The sequence below is a fragment of the Ramlibacter montanisoli genome (genome assembly GCF_013087525.1).
Lineage (GTDB): Bacteria > Pseudomonadota > Gammaproteobacteria > Burkholderiales > Burkholderiaceae_C > Ramlibacter > Ramlibacter montanisoli.
Map to the genome: position 1 here is coordinate 1066865 of NZ_JABFCS010000001.1, position 16449 is coordinate 1083313.

Genomic DNA, 16449 nt, shown 5'->3' on the forward strand with positions numbered 1-16449 from the left:
AGACATGCAATTCCCCGAGTCCTGGCTGCGCGCGTTCTGCAACCCGCCGCTGACCACGCAACAGATCGCCGACACGCTCACCATGGGTGGGCTGGAAGTGGAGAGCTGCGCCCGCTGGCGCCGCCCTTCACGCAGGTGGTGGTGGGCGAGATCAAGGAAGCCGTGCAGCACCCCAACGCCGACCGCCTGCGCGTGTGCCAGGTCGACGTGGGGCAGGCGCGCTGCTGAACATCGTCTGCGGCGCGCCGAACGCGCGCGTCGGCATCAAGGTCCCGACCGCGCTGGTGGGCGCCGAACTGCCCCCGGGCGAGGACGGCAAGCCCTTCGCCATCAAGCTGGGCAAGCTGCGCGGCGTCGAGAGCCAGGGCATGCTGTGCTCCGCACGCGAATTGAAGCTCAGTGAGGACCACGGCGGGCTGCTGGAGCTGGACCCGTCCGCGCCCCTGGGCCGGAACGTGCGCGAGGTGCTCAAGCTCGATGACCACGTCTTCACCCTCAAGCTCACGCCCAACCTGGCGCACGCGCTGTCGGTGTACGGCGTGGCGCGCGAACTTTCCGCGCTGACCGGCGCGCCGCTGGTCGAGCCGAAGTTCGAGCCGGTGCAGCCCCGGCACGACGCGAAGCTCAAGGTCAAGGTGAGCGCGCCCGACCTGTGCGGCCGCTTCTCGGGCCGCATCATCCGCAATGTCAACACCCAGGCGAAGACGCCGCAGTGGATGGTGGAACGCCTGGCCGGCTGCGGCCAGCGCAGCGTGACCGCGCTGGTGGACATCTCCAACTACGTGATGTTCGAGTTCGGCCGTCCCTCGCACATCTTCGACCAGGACAGGATCCACGGCGGGCTCGACGTGCGCTGGGGCCGCAAGGGCGAGCAGCTCAAGCTGCTGAACGGCACCACCATCGAGGTGGACGAGAAGGTCGGCGTGATCGCCGACGACCGCCAGGTGGAGTCGCTGGCGGGCATCATGGGCGGCGACGCCACGGCGGTGTCCGACGACACGAAGAACGTGTACGTGGAAGCCGCCTTCTGGTGGCCGCAGGCCGTGCAGGGCCGCTCGCGCCGCTTCAACTTCTCCACCGACGCCGGCCACCGCTTCGAGCGCGGCGTGGACCCGGTCGAGACCGTGGAGCACATCGAACACATCACCCGCCTGATCCTGGAGATCTGCGGCGGCGAAGCCGGCCCGATGGACGACCACCTGGTCAAGCTGCCCGAGCGCAAGCCGGTGCAGCTGCGCGTCGCGCGCGCGGCCAAGGTGATCGGCATGCCGGTCACCGAGCAGCAATGCGTGGACACGCTGGCGCGGCTGCGCCTGCCCGCGAAGTCGGACCGCGGCATCATCACCGTCACGCCGCCGCCCTACCGCTTCGACCTCTCGATCGAGGAGGACCTGATCGAGGAGGTGGTGCGCGTGATCGGCTACCAGCAGCTGCCCACCACGCCGCCGCTGGCGCCCATCACGGCCAAGCTGCCGCCGGAAAACCGCCGCAGCCGCTTCGCGGTGCGCCGCCTGCTGGCCGCCCTGGGCTACCAGGAAACGATCAACTTCAGCTTCGTCGAGGAACACTGGGAGCAGGACCTGGCCGGCAATGCCGACCCGATCAAGCTGCTGAACCCGATCGCCAGCCAGATGAGCGTGATGCGCTCCTCGCTGCTCGGCTCGCTGCTGCAGGTGCTCAAGTTCAACCTGGACCGCAAGGCAGAACGCGTGCGCGTGTTCGAGCTGGGCCGGGTGTTCGTGCGCGATGCCACCGTCCAGACCACCGACACCACCGTGCGCGGCGTGCGCCAGCCGATGAAGGTGGCCGGCCTGGCCTACGGCTCGCCGGACGGCCTGCAGTGGGGCCGCAAGTCGGCGGCGGGCGATTTCTACGACATGAAGGGCGACGTGCAGGCGCTGCTGTCGCCGCTGCAGGCCGAGTTCGTGCCGGCCGCGCATCCGGCCATGCACCCGGGCCGCTGTGCCGCCATCCGCGTGGACGGCCGCGAAGTCGGCTTCGTCGGCGAGCTGCACCCGCGCTGGCGCCAGAAGTGGGAGCTGCCGCAGGTGCCGCTGCTGTTCGAGCTGGACCTGGACGCCGTGACCGCGCGCCAGGTGCCCGCCTTCGAGCCGGTGCCGCGCTTCCAGCCGGCCGAGCGCGATCTGGCCGTGATCGTGGGCGAGCAGGTCACGCACGACCAGCTGCTGGCCGCGATCCGGTCCGCCGACACGGGCGGGCTGCTGCGCGAAGCCATGCTGTTCGACGTCTACAAGCCGCAGCAGGCGACCGCCGGTCTGGCCATGAACGAGAAGAGCCTCGCGGTGCGCTTGACGCTCGCGCGCAGCGACGCCACACTGACCGACGAGCAAATCGAATCGGCCGTGCGCGCGGTGGTGGAGAGGATCACAGCGCGGCTCGGCGGCCGACTGAGGGGATGAGCATGGCCGACCTCGCGACAACAACAGCGCTCAGGACAGAGGACATCATGGAGTTTGCCGTCGAGAGCCTGGAAACCCCGGCACTGACGAAGGCGCAGCTCGCCGAGCTGCTGTTCGAGCAGATCGGGCTGAACAAGCGCGAGTCCAAGGACATGATCGACGCCTTCTTCGACCTGATCTCGCAGAGCCTCGTCGAAGGCCAGGACGTCAAGATCTCGGGCTTCGGCAACTTCCAGATCCGCACCAAGGCGCCGCGCCCTGGGCGCAACCCGCGCACGGGCGAGGCGATCCCGATCGAGGCGCGCCGCGTCGTCACCTTCCACGCCAGCCACAAGCTCAAGGAACAGATCCAGGGCAACGGCGAGGGCAAGGCCTGAGGCTTCGCGCCCGGGCCGCTTTTTCCCATCCGGCAGGAACGCCCGTCGCGGCGGCGCTACCGCAGGGCAGGGGCGCAACAGCCGCTGCTCCGACGCGCTTTGCATCCTCCCCGAGTTAGAGTAACCTCAAAGCTTTCTCTCCTAGTAGATTGATTTCAATGGAGAAAGGCCTCCCGGCTATCCCCGCCAAGCGCTACTTCACCATCGGTGAGGTCAGCGAGCTGTGTGGCGTCAAGCCCCACGTGCTACGGTATTGGGAGCAGGAGTTCACCCAGCTGCGCCCGATGAAGCGCCGCGGCAACCGCCGCTACTACCAGCACCACGAGGTGCTGATGATCCGGCGCATCCGCGACCTGCTGTACGACCAGGGTTTCACCATCAGCGGCGCGCGCAACAAGCTGCAGGAAATCGTGCAGGTCGAGCGCGACAAGCGCCGGGCCGGCGAGGTCATGCTCGATGGCGTGGAAGTGATCGAGGTGGAGGAGTCCACCTTCGGCGAGAGCCAGTTCGAGGAAGCGCCGCCGGAAGAACGCGATGCCATGTCGCAGAAGCTGCAGTTGTTGCGCCGCGAACTGTTCGAAATCCGGGACCTGCTGGGCCTGCACTGAGAAGAGGCGATTTTTAGCGGTTAGAATAGCGGGCTCGGCGTGTAGCGCAGCCTGGTAGCGCACTTGCATGGGGTGCAAGGGGTCGCGAGTTCGAATCCCGCCACGCCGACCAACAACACAGGACAGCCGGTTGGGCCACTTGGTCCAACCGGCTTCTTCGTTTCTGCAGGCCTGCGGGCATAATGGCCGCGCATGGCCTCCGTCGTATTCGCTGATCTCGTAGGGAGCACAGGCATCTTCGAGCGGCTCGGTGACGAGACCGCCGGGCGCTTCGTCACCCAGCTGACCACGGCGCTCGCCAAGATCTTCGAACAGCACAACGGCCGCGTCGTGAAGATGCTCGGCGACGGCCTCTTTGTCGTGTTCCCGGAAGAGGCGCAGGCGCTCACCGCCTGCATCGCCATCCAGGAAAGATTGCTGCAGAAGCCGGTTCGCCCGGGCGGCCTCGGCCGTCCGGTGCAGATGCAGATGGGCATCGAATCCGGCGAAGTCGTGGAGATCCAGGGCGACTGCTACGGCGACGCCGTCAACTGCGCCGCGCGCCTGGCCGACCTCGCCGGCGCCGACCAGATCCTCACCACCCAGCGCGTGCGCGACGCCCTGCCGCACGGCCAGCAGGACCAGTTGCGCAGCCTCGGCCCCATGTACCTGCGCGGCAAGGCCGAGGCCACCGAAGTGTTCCGCGTCGAATGGCAGCCCGAGCGCGATGCGGAAGCCACCGTGATGGGCGTGTCGATGTTCGGGCAGCCGCCGGAGGCGCACCTGGAGCTGAGCATCGCCGGCGAGACCCGCCGCATGGGCCCGCGCGGCGAAGCGCTCACGCTGGGCCGCTCCGCCACCGCGGACCTGCACGTCAATGACTCGCGCGTGTCGCGCGTGCACGCCACCGTTGAATGGCGCGGCGGCCACTACGTGCTCAGCGATGCCTCCAGCTTCGGCACCTGGGTCTATTTCGCCAACCAGCCCGAGCCCGTGGTGCTGCGCCGCACCGAGTGCTACCTGGTGGGGCAGGGCCAGATCGCCCTGGGCTGCGACCGCAACGCGGAGGCAGCGCCGGTCGCGACGTTCGCGCTGGTCAGCTAGCGCGATGGCGCTGGACCTGCACATCGCCGGCCCGGGCCTGGACGTGCGCCGGCGGCTCGAGCCGGGCGACCCCGCGCTGATCCTCGGCCGCGACACCGACTGCGCGGTGTGCCTGCCCGATCCCGAACGCAACATCTCGCGCCGCCACCTGAGCGTGTGGAACGAGGGCGACCAGCTGCACTTCCACGTGCTGTCGGTGGTCAACGGCGTCGACACCGCCGGCGGCGAGTTGCCGCCCGGCGCGCGTGGCGTCCTGCCTCCGGGCGAGATGATGGGGCTGTCGGCCTTCCGCATCGTCGCCACCCCGGTCGCGGTGCCCGCATCGACGCCCGACATCGCCGATCCTTGGGCCGAATTCGAACGCGTGGCGGCGCAGCTGGTGCCCGACATGGGGCCGGAAACGGTCCCGGCCGCGGGCGACGAGGACCCGTTCGGCGACTGGGGCTTCCAGAGCACCTTCGGCCCCGGCTCGCCGACGGGCAGCCTGCGCGCCGATGCGCTGCAGCCGGCGACCGACATCGCGCCCTTCTTCTGCGGCCTGGGTCTGGAGTCGACGATGCGCGCCGGCATCACCAATGGCGAGCTGGAAGCCATGGGCCGGCTCACGCGCATCGCGCTGCTCGGGTTGCTTCAGGCCGTGCATGCGGCCGCATCGGCGCGACAGGAGGTGCGTTCCGAGGAACGTACGGTCGCCGAAGGCCGCGACCTCAATCCGCTGCGGATGGACACTTCCATGGAGACCAAGCTGCACTACCTGTTCGGCGGGCAGGCGGCGGGCGCGGGCTGGATGCCGCCGGACCGCGCGGTGGCGCAGGTCGTGACGGAACTCACGATGCACGAGCAGGCGATGGGCGAGGCGGTGCGCGAGCTGGCGCAGAAGATCCTCGAGGAGTTCGAGCCGGAAGCGCTCAAGAAGCGGCTGCTGGGCGGCGGCACGCGCATCTTCGAGTCGGCGCGTGCCTGGGACGCATTCGCGCGCGACTATGCCGGACAGGCATCCGCGGACCCGGCGTGGGCCCAGGAGCTGCTCGACCGGCACTTCGCGCGGGCCTACGCGATGGCGCTCATGCGTGCGAAACGCAACACACCGGGCCGCTCCTGAGGGGCCAGAACTCGGCTTTACAGGGGGCGGCGCTTAGAATGGGTTTCCATCTGTTAACACGGCGATGACGTGAGTCTGAAAAAGCTGGGTCGGTACGAAGTGATCCGGGTCCTCGGCAAGGGTGCCATGGGCGTGGTTTACGAAGGCCGCGATCCCAACCTGGACCGGCGCGTCGCGATCAAGACGGTCAAGGTCGAGAACCTGTCCGAAGAGGCCGCGGCCGAATACGAGCACCGGTTCCGCACCGAGGCCCGCTCCGCCGCGCGCCTGCAGCACCCGAACATCGTCAGCGTCTACGACTCCGACCGCGACGCCGATGTCGCCTTCCTGGTGATGGAGTACATCCAGGGCGACGACCTCAAGCACCACCTCGACCGGGGCGTCCGCTACTCGCTCGAACAGTCGCTCAAGATCATCCGCGACCTGCTGTCCGCGCTCGACTACGCGCACAAGCAGGGCATCGTGCACCGCGACATCAAGCCGGCCAACCTGCTGATCGAGCCGGGCGGCCGCGTGAAGCTCACCGATTTCGGCGTCGCGCGCATCCAGGACTCGGGAGAGGCCACGCGCACGCAAGGCAGCATGGTCGGCACGCTGAAGTACATGGCGCCCGAGCAGGTGCAGGGCCAGAAGATCGACTCGCGCGCGGACCTGTTCTCCGCCGGCGTCGTGCTGTACCAGCTGCTCACCGACAAGCGCCCGTTCGACGGCGACAACGACTTCTCGATCATCCACCAGATCATCGGCCACAACCCGCCGATGCCGACCTCGGTCAACCCGAAGCTGCCGCCGGCGATCGATGCGGTGGTGTCCCGCGCGCTGGCCAAGACGCGCGAGGAACGCTTCGCGACCGCGCGCGATTTCGCGGTGGCGCTGCAGGCCGCGATCCGGCGCGCGGAGGACCAGACGGTGGTGCCGCCGCAGAACCCGAACAAGAAGGTGGAGCCGGCCGCATCGCGGCCGCTCACCGTGCCGGGCACGGTTCCCCGGGCGGCACGACGCCCTCGATCGGCGGCGCGACCTCGGTCACGCAGGAACTGGAGCTGGTGTACTGGAAGGACGTGAAGGACTCCAGCGACCCCGAGGAACTCCAGGGCTTCCTGGAGAAATTCCCGGCCGGCATCTATGCGGACCTGGCGCGCCGCCGCCTGCGCAAGCTCTCCGGCGGCGACCAGACCGTCCTGAGCCAGCCCGGCATGGGCACCGCCAGCGTGTTCGCCGCCACGCAGTTCCCGGACAACGAAGCCACGCGGATGCGCACCGATGTGTCGCGGCCCGCCGTCTCCATGGGCGGCCCTGCGGCGTCCGTGGGCGAGAACGGCACGGACCTGCGGCCCGCGAACTGGGTCGACGAGGAATACACCAAGACGATCTTCCAGCCGGCCGGCGCGAGCCTGCCGCTGGCGAGTCCCGCCGCTCCGGCCGGCGCGCCGGCAACGGCCCCGGTCGCGGCCGCAGCGATCGTCGCGCCCGCGGCAACAAGCGCGCCCGCGGTGGTCCCGACCGTGACCCAGCCGATCGTGGAAGCCGCGCAGCCCGTGCCGGTGCCGCCGCCCATCCAGCCCGCGCCCGCGCCGATGACGCGTGCCAAGGCCGTCGAGGCCGACGAGGACAGCGTGCCGCCGCAGCCCGCCAAGAAGAAGATTCCGGTGGCGGCGCTGGCCAGCGCGGGCTTGCTGGCCGTCGCCGGCCTGCTGGCGCTGGTGATGGGCCGCAGCACGCCGCCGCCCGAGGGCGCCACCGCGCCGGTCGCAACCACGGTCCCGGCAACGGGAAGGCCCGCGGCCGTGACGGCCCCCGCGGCCCCTCCGCCGGCACCGCCCGACCTCGCCGCGCCCGCAGTGACAGCACCTCCGCCGCCGGTGACGGCTGCCGCGCCTGCCGCCAGCGCCCCGTCGGCGAAGGCGGCCGCCGCCGCCAGGAAGGCGGCCAGCCAGCCCACTTTGACCGCCAAGGCCAGCGTCGCCCCGGAGCCCGCGCCGGCGCCGCGCGCCGCGGTGGTGACCGCCCCCGCGCGCGTCGACCCCGAGCCGGCCCCGGCGCGCCCGCTGCCGGCCCCGGTGACCGCCAGTGCGTCCGCCCTGCAGGCCGTCGACCAGTGCAAGGACAAGGTGTTCATCATGCGCGAGCTGTGCCTGGCGGAGAACTGCGCCAAGGCCGGCACGCGCAACCATCCCCTGTGCATCCGCCACCGCGAAGAGGTGCGGGTGCGCGAGGAAGGCAAGATCCGCCAGGGCCCGCAGTAGCGGGCCGCGCCGCTAGAGGATGTCGAACGCGTGCACGCCGAAGTGCCCGCGCGCGCGGTCGGCGAAGTAGCGCTCCAGCGTCTCCCTGACCGTGCGGAAGGCGATCTCCTCCCAGGGGATCTCGTCCTGCGTGAACAGGCGCGCCTCGATGGTCTCGAAGCCCGGGTCGAACACGTCGCTGAGCAGGCGCGCGCGGTAGAACAGGTGCACCTGGCCCACGCGCGGCACGCTCAGCACGGTGAACAGGCCCTCCATCTCGATCTGCGCGCCGGCCTCCTCGTGGGTCTCGCGCGCGGCGCCTTCGGCGGTGCTCTCGCCCAGTTCCATGAAGCCGGCCGGCAGCGTCCACTTGCCCCAGCGCGGCTCGATGTTGCGCTTGCACAGCAGCACGCGCTCGCCGAGATAGGGCACGGTGCCCACCACGTTCAGCGGGTTCTCGTAGTGGATGGTGTCGCAGGCCGGGCAGACGGCGCGCTCGTGCGTGTCGCCGTCGTCGGGCACGCGGTAGACCACGGCTGCGCCGCAATTGCGGCAGTGCTTGATGGGGCTGCGGATCGTCACGGCTGAAAGAAAAGGGCTCCCGAGGGAGCCCTGGTGCGGGGACCGGTGACGAGTTTAAGCCTTCTTCGCCGGGGCCGGGGCGGCCTTGCCGTGCTTCTCGATCAGGCCGCGCGCGGTGTCCAGCAGCTTTCTTGCCGTCGAAGTTGCGCTTGTTCATGTCCTCCACCCACTCCACTTCGACCAGGCGCGCCTTGCGCTTGAATTCCTGCGCGTCGGCGGCGGAGATGGTGTGGATGGTGTTCTTGCGGTCCACCGCGGACTTGCGGCCGATGCCGTCGTTGCCCTGCTGGACCTTGCCCAGCCAGGCCGAGGTGGCCAGGCCGGAGTTGGCGTCGATCACCTTCTTCAGGTCGGGGGCCAGCGCGTTGTACTTCGCCTTGTTCATCGCCATCACGAAGGTGGTGGTGTAGAGGGCGCCGCCGGCGGGATCGAACTCGCTATGGAATTTCGTCAGTTCGTGCACCTTCACCGAAGGCACCACTTCCCAGGGGATCACGCAGCCGTCGATGGTGCCCTTGGACAGCGCATCGGGGATCTGCGGCAGCGGCATGCCCACGGGCGTGGCGCCGAGGAAGCCGAGCATCTTGGTGATCTGGCGGGTGGGGCCGCGCACCTTCAGGCCGCGCAGGTCGTCGGCCGTCTTCACCAGCTTTTCCTTGGTGTGGAACATGCCGGGGCCGTGCACGTGCAGGGCCAGCACCTGGGTGTCCTTGAATTCATCGGGCGCGACCGTCTGGTAGTACTCCCAGTACGCCTTCGACGTGGCCTCGGCGTTGTTCATCATGAACGGCAGCTCGAACACCTCGATGCGCGGGAAGCGGCCGGCGGTGTTGCCGGGCAGGGTCCAGACGATGTCGACCACGCCGTCCTTGGCCTGGTCGTACAGCTGCACCGGCGTGCCACCGAGCTGCATCGCGGGGTAGCCCTCGAACTTGATGCGGCCGCCCGAATCCTTTTCCACCTTGTCCATCCATGCCTTGTGCATGGTGAGCCACACGTTGGACTGCGGTGCCATGAAGGTGTGGAACTTCAGGGTGACGGCCTGCTGCGCGAGGCCGCTCAGGCCCGGCGCGCCGAGCGCCACCGCGGCGGTGGATTTCAGGAGGGTGCGTCGCTGGATCATTGTGAATCTCCGGATGGATGCATGAACTTAACTGCAGGCGTGCCCGTGTGCCACGGGGCTTTCCCTCAACGGATGAACCCCACCAGCCACAGCGGAATGATGGGGAAGAAGAGGAACAGCAGCGTGCGCAGCACGTCGCTGACCAGGAAGGGCATGACCCCGCGGTAGGTCTCGCCCATCGGCACGTCGCGGGCGAGGCCGTTGACGATGTACACGTTCAGTCCCACCGGCGGCGCGATCAGGCCGAAGCCCACCGTCATCAGCACCATGATGCCGAACCAGATCGCCACCGACTCCTTGGGCATGCCGAAGTCCAGGCCCACGATGATCGGGAAGAAGATCGGGATGGTCAGCAGCAGCATGGACAGTTCGTCCATCACCGCGCCCAGCAGCACGTAGAACAGCAGGATCGCCACCACCACCAGCACCGGCGACACGCCCCAGCTGCCCACCACGGCGGCGAGCTGGTTGGGCACCTGCGTCAGCGCGAGCGCCGAGTTCATCAGGTCGGCGCCGAGGAAGATCAGGAAGATCATGGCGGCGCTGACGGCCGTGCCGTAGAAGCACTCCTTGAACTTGTCCAGCGTCATCTCGCCTTTGGCCAGGGCCGTGAGGAAGGTGGTGGCCGCGCCGACGGCCGCGCCCTCGGTGGGCGTGAACAGGCCGCCGTAGATGCCGCCGAACACCAGCGCGAAGATGATGGCGATGGGTGCCACGCCCAGCACCGCGCGCAGCGTCATCGGCGGCGGCGCGTCCTCCACGTCCGGCGCGTGGCCCGGCACCAGCCGCACGTAGATCGCCACCGCGATCATGTAGCCGACCATCGCGATGATGCCGGGGATCACCGCGGCGGCGAACAGCTTGCTGATGTTCTGCTCGGTCAGGATGGCGTAGATCACCAGCACGATCGAGGGCGGCAGCTGGATGCCCAGCGTGCCGCCGGCGGCGAGCGTGCCGGTGGCGATGCGCCCCGAATAGCCGTGGCGGCGCATCTCGGGCAAGGCCACGCTGGTGATGGTGGCGGCGGTCGCCACCGAGGACCCGCTGATGGCGCCGAAGGCGGCGCAGGCCAGCAGCGAGGCCATCGCCAGCCCGCCCTTGAAGCGGCCCATCACGGCCGCCGCGAACTCGAACAGCGACTTGCTGATGCCGCCCTTGGTGGCGAAGTGCCCCATCAGGATGAACAGCGGGATCACCGACAGGTCGTAGCTGGCGAAGCGGGCGAAGGCCTGCGTGTTCAGGAAGTTGGAGTAGGGCAGCCAGCCGGTCTGCGCCAGGTAGCCGATGGTGCCGGCCGCGAACATGCTGGCGGCGATCGGGATGCGCACCGCCATCAGCAGCAGCATGGAGCCGAAGATCAGCGCCGTGAGCGCCAGCGGGCTCATATCGCCCCCTCCCCGGCGGCGTCCTCGGGCACGGTGAAGCCGAACACCGCCTGGTGCAGCGCGATCAGCCCGGCCAGCACGAAGGCCGGCACCATGAAGGCGAACACGATCCACTCGGGGAAGCCCATGATCTGGGTCTCGGAGCCGGAGGAATGGCTGTTGAGGCCGCCCAGCGTGGAGCGCCAGGCGAGCAGGCCGAAGATCAGCGCGATCACGAAGGCGCCGAGCCGGTCCATGCCGGCCTGCGCGCGCGCGCTGGCGCGGGCGGTGAAGAAGTCCACGATGATGTTGCCGCGCCGCGCCTGGCAGATCGGCATGAACATCGCGATCGCCGCGCCGGCCGCGACTCCCGTGAGCTCGAAGGCGCCGACGATGGAGACGCCGACGGTGTTGCGGCCGATCAGGCTGCCGCAGGTCATCAGGGTGATGCCGGTCAGCAGGACGCCGGCCAGGATGGCGCAGAACTTCGCCAGGGCTTCCAGTGCGCGCAAACGCTGCTCCTCTTTGTTGTGATCGATTCTTGGGCGGGCGTGGCCGCCGGCCCGGCGGTGCCTCCGCGGGGCTGCGCGATTATCCGGCAAGGCGGCCGCGTCCCCCGCGTCCCCCGCGGGCCGCGCGCCGCCGGCGGCTTCAGGCCGCCTGGATCTTCACCGAGATCTCGGTCAGGCCCTTGACGCCGCCGACCAGCGTGTCGCCCGCCACCACGGCCGCCACGCCTTCGGGCGTGCCCGTGTAGACCAGGTCGCCGGGCTGCAGCTCCCAGGCGGCGGACACGTGCTCGATGATCTCGCCGATGTTCCAGATCAGCTTGGACACGTCGCTGCGCTGGCGGTCCTTGCCGTTCACCTGCAGCCAGATCTCGGCCTTCTCGATGTCGCCGGCCTGCGCGGCGGGCGTGATCGGGCCGATCGGCGCGGAGAAGTCGAAGCCCTTGCCGATGCACCAGGGGCGGCCCTGCTTCTTCATCTCGCCCTGCAGGTCGCGGCGGGTCATGTCCAGGCCCACGGCGTAGCCGAAGATGTGCTTCTTCGCGTCGGCGGCCTTGATGTTCTTGCCGCCGGTGCCGATGCAGGCCACCAGCTCGATCTCGTGGTGCAGGTCCCTGGTGAGGCTGGGGTAGGGGATGGTCGCGGTCTTGCCCGCTTCCACCACCACGGCGGCGTCGCCCGGCTTCAGGAAGAAGAAGGGCGCCTCGCGGCCGGTGAAGCCCATCTCCTTGGCGTGTTCGACGTAGTTGCGGCCCACGCAGTAGATGCGGCGGACCGGGAAGCGCTCGGAGCGGCCGACGACAGGCACGCTGACGGTCGGCGCGGGGTTGAAGACGTAGCTCATGACAACCTTTCTTCGTTGTGGATGCCCAGCGCCTGGTGGACGGGGCGGTCGGAAAAACTGAACAGGACGCAGCCCTTGCTGCTGGAGAGGCGGGCAGTGTGCCATGAGGGCACCACGAAATGATCGCGCGGGCCGAAGGCGTGGCGGGTCTCGGTCTCGCCGCTGGTGATGACGACTTCGCCCTCGCCCTCGACCACGCTGTAGACCGCGCCATCGGTCTGGCGCCAGCCCTTGCCGTCGAAGCCCGCCGGCAGCTTCTGCAGGAAGGTGCCGATGGTGGGCATGGTCCAGCCGCCGGTGAGCGGGTTCACGTAGCGCAGCTTGACGCCGTCCCAGGCGTCGATGGGTGTGTTGCGTTCCAGCTGCTCGAGCGCCTCGCGGCTGCGGGCGTAGGGATAGCTGAAGATCGGAGAGGTCTTGCCGTAGGGCGCGTCGCTCGTCACGGGCGCCATGTTGTGCCCGTAGCGGGCGAAGCTCGTGCCTTCGCCGCGCGTGACCTTCTGCGACTTGCTGGCGTCGTTCTGTGCGAAGCCGGCGTCGAAGAAGCGGATCATCGGGATGTCCAGGCCGTCGAGCCACACCACCGGGCCCTGCGCTTCGTGGCCGTGGTCGTGCCAGGTCCAGCTCGGCGTGATGATGAAGTCGCCCGGATGCATGGTGGTGCGCTCGCCATCGACCGCCGTGTAGGCACCGGAGCCCTCGACGATGAAGCGCAGCGCGCTCTGCGTGTGCCGGTGGCTGGGTGCCACTTCGCCGGGCAGGATCAGCTGCAGGCCCGCGTAGAGCGACTGCGTGACGGCCGACTGTCCGCGCAGGGCCGGGTTCTCCAGGATCAGCACGCGGCGCACCGCCTCCTCGGCGGTGATCGCCTCGCCGGCGCGCATCAGGAAGGGACGGACATCGTCGTACTTCCAGAACGCCGGCACGCAGGGCGTGCGCGGCTGCGGCGGCACCAGCGCGTGCAGCACCTCCCACAGCGGCGTGAGGTTGTGCGGGTCCATGTCGCGGTACAGCTGCTGGCGCAGCTGCGCGGTGGGGTGGGGTGCGTTCATGCGTTTTCCTTCACCAGGTGCGGCCCAGCCAGGCGCCGTCGCGTTCGAGCCGCGTCTGCAGGGCGGCGGTGTCCACGGCCGCGGCGGTGCCCTTGGCCTGCAGCGCCAGGTCGGCCGCCGTGCCGACGGCCTGGCCCATGACGAAGCAGGCGCCGGTCACGCGCGCGGCCGATTGCGCTTCATGCGACATCGAGGCGCAGCGGCCGGCGACCCACACGTTGTCCAGTCCCTGCGGCACCGTCATGCGATAGGGCAGGTGGTTGAAGCCGCGCGATTCGGGGATCTTCGGCCAGCGGAATTCCACGTCGCCCTTGAGGTGCAGCTCCAGCGGCCAGCCGTTGACGCCGATGGTGTCCTCGAAGCTGGCGCATTCCAGCACGTCGGCCTCGGTCAGCTGCGCGATGCCGCGCACGCGCCGCGTCTCGCGGATGCCGACCTGCGGCGCGATGTCCACGATGTAGCTGCTCTCGAAGCCGGGCACCTCGCGCAGGAAGCCGGCGACCTCGGCGATCTGCCGCCGGCCCAGCACTTCCGCATCGCTCAGGTCGCGCGCGTCGGTGCCGTTCATGGCATTGCCTTCGCGGTTGGCCAGCTGCGTGAGGTTGACGCGCCACTCGATGCCGCTCTTCTGCGGCCGCACGATCGGCGTCTTGCGCGGGAACTTGTAGCGGCCCGCGGCCTCCGCCTCCAGCATCAGCTTCGGGATCACTTCCCAGGCCTTGCCCGCGCGTTCCGGGTTGATGCCGTTCAGGCGGAACATGGTCGATGGATAGAGCATGTTGCCCGCGCCGTCGCCTAGCTCGTAGGGCGCGCCGGCCCAGGCGGCCAGGTCGCCGTCGCCGGACGCGTCGATGAAGGCCTGGCCGAGGACGGCGAAGCGCCCGGACTTGGTTTCCACCAGCAGGGCCTGCACTCGCCACGGGCCGTCCATCACGACGCCGGCGGCCAGCGCATGGAACAGGATCTCGACACCGGAGGACAGCAGCAGCTCGTCGGCCGCGATCTTGTAGGCCGCGGTGTCGTAGGCCTGCGCGACGGTCTTGCCGAACAGGCCGTGCGGCTGGTTCAGGCCGCCCAGCCGGTCTATGCGTTGCAGCAGGTCGTCGGCCACCCCGTGGACCACCTGGCGGATCTCGCCGTGCACGTTGGCATGCAGGCCGCAGAAGTTGGTGACGCCGGCGGCGGTGCCCATGCCGCCGAGGAAGCCGTAGCGTTCCACCAGCAGGGTCTTGCGGCCGGCGCGCGCGGCCACCACCGCGGCGGCCATGCCGGCCGGCCCGCCGCCCAGCACCACGACTTCGTATTCGCCCCAGACCGGCGTCTGCCGGGCGGGCTCGCTGAGGGTTCTTTGCATCAGTCGAACAGCCGATTCAGGTCCACGCCCTTGTACATCCAGGACAGGCCGGCGAAGCCGGCGGACTCCTCGCCGCCCTGGAACATGCGGTTGCGCAGCTCGCGCGCGACGCCGGACGCATGGTAGATGTCGCCGTAGAGCCGCGCGGTCAGCTGCACGCGGCCGGTGCGGAGATACCGTGCCTTCTGGTACTTCTGGAAGGCGCTGGCGACGTCGTTGCGGGTGTGCTTCAGGGCCTCGCCCAACACCACCGCGTCCTCGATCGCCTGCCCGGCGCCTTGCGCCAGGTACTGCAGCATGGGATGCGCGGCATCGCCCAGCAGCGTGACGCGGCCGTCGCTCCAGTTCTTCACCGGCTCGCGGTCGCACAGCACCCACATCTTCCAGGTCTCGATCTTCTGCAGCAGTTCGCGCACCTGGGGCACGGCGGCGGCGAAGCGCTCGTTCAGTTCGGCGGTGTCGCCGAAGGTGTTCCAGCCTTCGTCGTACTTGTTGCTGTGGAAGACGGCCACCAGGTTGAACAGCTCGCCGCGGCGCAGCGGGTAGTGCACCAGGTGCGTCTTCTCGCCACCCCACAGCAGCACGTCGTCGCTCCACAGGTGCGTGGGCACCTCCTCGCGTTTCAGCACGGCGCGGTAGGCGATGTGGCCGGAGACGCGCGGCTTGCCGTCGCCCACGATGGACTGGCGCACGCGGCTCCACAGGCCGTCGGCGCCGACCAGCGCATCCGCGCGCAGCGACTCGCCGCCGGCCAGCTGCACGGTCACGCCTTCGGCATCCTGCGCGTAGCTCTCCACCTTGCTAGCGGTGCGCAGCTTCACTGTCGGCTGCGCCTTGCAGGCGTCCAGGAAGACGTTGTGGATGTCCACGCGGTAGATCACGCCGTAGGGGTAGCCGTAGGCCGCGCGCTCGGCGCCGCCCAGCGGCACGCGCACCACCTGCTCGCCGGTGCGCACGTCGTTCATGCCCAGGCCGGCGGGAAAGAAGGCGACCTCATCGATGGCGGCCGTGAGCCCCAGCAGCTCGAACATGCGGAAGATGTTGGGCCCCAGCTGGATGCCGGCGCCGATCTCGCCGAAGGCGGCGGACTGCTCCAGCACGGTCACGTCATGGCCCTGCCGGCCCAGCACCAGGGCCGCGGCCAGTCCGCCGATGCCGCCGCCCGCGACCACCACGGAAAGGGGCTTGCTCATGTGTGTCTCCTCGCGGCTCCCGGGTGGCGGAGCGGAATAATGCTAAGCATACATATTAGTTTGACCCGGCGCAAGGCAGGCCCTTACACTTCCTGCGATGGGGAAGAGCTTCGATTTCCGGCACGCGCCCGGGCACCTGATCCGGCGTGCCCACCAGGTGGCCGTGGCGATCTTCATGGAGGAGACCGGTGACTTCGACGTCACGCCGGTGCAGTTCGCGATCCTCAACGCGCTGCTGGAAGACCCGGGCGAGGACCAGGTGACGCTGGCCGGCAAGGTGGCCTTCGATGCCGCCACCTTCGGTTCCGTGATCGGCCGGCTGGAAGGCCGCGGCTGGGTGCGGCGCGAGCCCGACGTGGCGGATCGCCGGCGCAAGCTGCTGTGGGTCACGCCGCAGGGCGCCGAGATCGCGCAGAAGATGAAGCGTTCGGTGGCCAGGGTGCAGCAGCGCATCCTGGCGCCGCTGGAGGAGGGCGAGCGGCAGCAGCTGATCACGCTGCTCGATCGGCTGGTGGGCGGCCATGGGCATGTTCCCCCACGCCCGAGTAAACAAACGCAACATCCCGCATTTCGGGCGTTTTGTTGATCTTGTCCGGCATCAATCGCGGCTCAG

Annotated in this window: 14 protein-coding genes, 1 tRNA gene and 2 pseudogenes; 9 read left to right on the forward strand and 8 right to left on the reverse strand. The window is 69.3% G+C overall.

The genetic code is table 11. From position 1 onward, the window contains the following. Positions 1-4 precede the first annotated feature (4 nt). The 8 genes and pseudogenes from pheT (at position 5) to HK415_RS24605 (ending at position 7836) form a co-directional block, all read left to right on the forward strand. A pseudogene (gene pheT / locus HK415_RS05590) lies at positions 5-2420 on the forward strand (phenylalanine--tRNA ligase subunit beta). 47 nt (positions 2421-2467) lie between these two features. Beyond that, the gene (locus tag HK415_RS05595) at positions 2468-2797 is read left to right on the forward strand and encodes an integration host factor subunit alpha (protein ID WP_171557191.1); all 330 of its coding nucleotides are present in this window, start codon (positions 2468-2470) and stop codon (positions 2795-2797) included. 158 nt (positions 2798-2955) lie between these two features. Beyond that, positions 2956-3405 carry a MerR family transcriptional regulator gene (locus HK415_RS05600; RefSeq protein ID WP_171557193.1) on the forward strand — a complete coding sequence of 150 codons (450 nt, stop codon included), beginning with the start codon at positions 2956-2958 and terminating at the stop codon, positions 3403-3405. Between the two features lie 35 nt (positions 3406-3440). Further along, positions 3441-3517, forward strand: a tRNA-Pro gene (locus HK415_RS05605). Positions 3518-3597: 80 nt separating this feature from the next. Beyond that, positions 3598-4488 carry an adenylate/guanylate cyclase domain-containing protein gene (locus HK415_RS05610; protein ID WP_171557196.1) on the forward strand — a complete coding sequence of 297 codons (891 nt, stop codon included), beginning with the start codon at positions 3598-3600 and terminating at the stop codon, positions 4486-4488. A gap of 4 nt (positions 4489-4492) precedes the next feature. Further along, a complete protein-coding gene (locus HK415_RS05615; RefSeq protein WP_171557198.1) occupies positions 4493-5590 on the forward strand; it encodes a type VI secretion system-associated FHA domain protein in 1098 nt (365 codons plus the stop codon). 69 nt (positions 5591-5659) lie between these two features. After that, positions 5660-6655: a serine/threonine protein kinase gene (locus HK415_RS24600; protein ID WP_309246589.1), complete on the forward strand. Its 996-nt coding sequence runs from the start codon at positions 5660-5662 to the stop codon at positions 6653-6655. Next, the gene (locus HK415_RS24605) at positions 6637-7836 is read left to right on the forward strand and encodes a hypothetical protein (RefSeq protein WP_253262375.1); all 1200 of its coding nucleotides are present in this window, start codon (positions 6637-6639) and stop codon (positions 7834-7836) included. The genes HK415_RS24600 and HK415_RS24605 overlap by 19 nt, the downstream gene beginning before the upstream one ends. 12 nt (positions 7837-7848) lie before the next feature. On the opposite strand, the gene HK415_RS05625 is transcribed toward HK415_RS24605, so the two are convergent. The 8 genes and pseudogenes from HK415_RS05625 to HK415_RS05660 form a co-directional block, all read right to left on the reverse strand. Continuing rightward, positions 7849-8397 carry an NUDIX hydrolase gene (locus tag HK415_RS05625; protein ID WP_171557201.1) on the reverse strand — a complete coding sequence of 183 codons (549 nt, stop codon included), beginning with the start codon at positions 8395-8397 and terminating at the stop codon, positions 7849-7851. Between the two features lie 54 nt (positions 8398-8451). After that, positions 8452-9520 (reverse strand): annotated as a pseudogene (locus HK415_RS05630) (TRAP transporter substrate-binding protein). Between the two features lie 65 nt (positions 9521-9585). Continuing rightward, positions 9586-10905 carry a TRAP transporter large permease gene (locus HK415_RS05635; RefSeq protein WP_171557203.1) on the reverse strand — a complete coding sequence of 440 codons (1320 nt, stop codon included), beginning with the start codon at positions 10903-10905 and terminating at the stop codon, positions 9586-9588. Next, complete coding sequence (locus HK415_RS05640; RefSeq protein WP_171557206.1) at positions 10902-11396, reverse strand: TRAP transporter small permease; 495 nt, start codon at positions 11394-11396, stop codon at positions 10902-10904. Before HK415_RS05640 ends, HK415_RS05635 begins: the two co-directional genes overlap by 4 nt. Positions 11397-11535: 139 nt before the next feature. After that, entirely contained in the window at positions 11536-12237 is a 702-nt protein-coding gene (locus tag HK415_RS05645; RefSeq protein ID WP_171557208.1) for a fumarylacetoacetate hydrolase family protein, read from the reverse strand. Beyond that, positions 12234-13289 (reverse strand): gentisate 1,2-dioxygenase, encoded by a 1056-nt coding sequence (gene gtdA, locus HK415_RS05650; protein ID WP_171557210.1) that lies wholly within the window; start codon positions 13287-13289, stop codon positions 12234-12236. Before gtdA ends, HK415_RS05645 begins: the two co-directional genes overlap by 4 nt. A gap of 10 nt (positions 13290-13299) precedes the next feature. After that, on the reverse strand, positions 13300-14643 hold the full coding sequence (locus HK415_RS05655) for an FAD-dependent oxidoreductase (RefSeq protein WP_171557212.1): 1344 nt from the start codon (positions 14641-14643) through the stop codon (positions 13300-13302). Continuing rightward, the gene (locus tag HK415_RS05660) at positions 14643-15836 is read right to left on the reverse strand and encodes a 3-hydroxybenzoate 6-monooxygenase (RefSeq protein WP_171557215.1); all 1194 of its coding nucleotides are present in this window, start codon (positions 15834-15836) and stop codon (positions 14643-14645) included. Before HK415_RS05660 ends, HK415_RS05655 begins: the two co-directional genes overlap by 1 nt. A 97-nt stretch (positions 15837-15933) precedes the next feature. On the opposite strand from HK415_RS05660, the gene HK415_RS05665 reads away from it, so the two are divergent. Continuing rightward, on the forward strand, positions 15934-16422 hold the full coding sequence (locus HK415_RS05665; RefSeq protein WP_171557217.1) for a MarR family winged helix-turn-helix transcriptional regulator: 489 nt from the start codon (positions 15934-15936) through the stop codon (positions 16420-16422). Positions 16423-16449 lie beyond the last annotated feature (27 nt).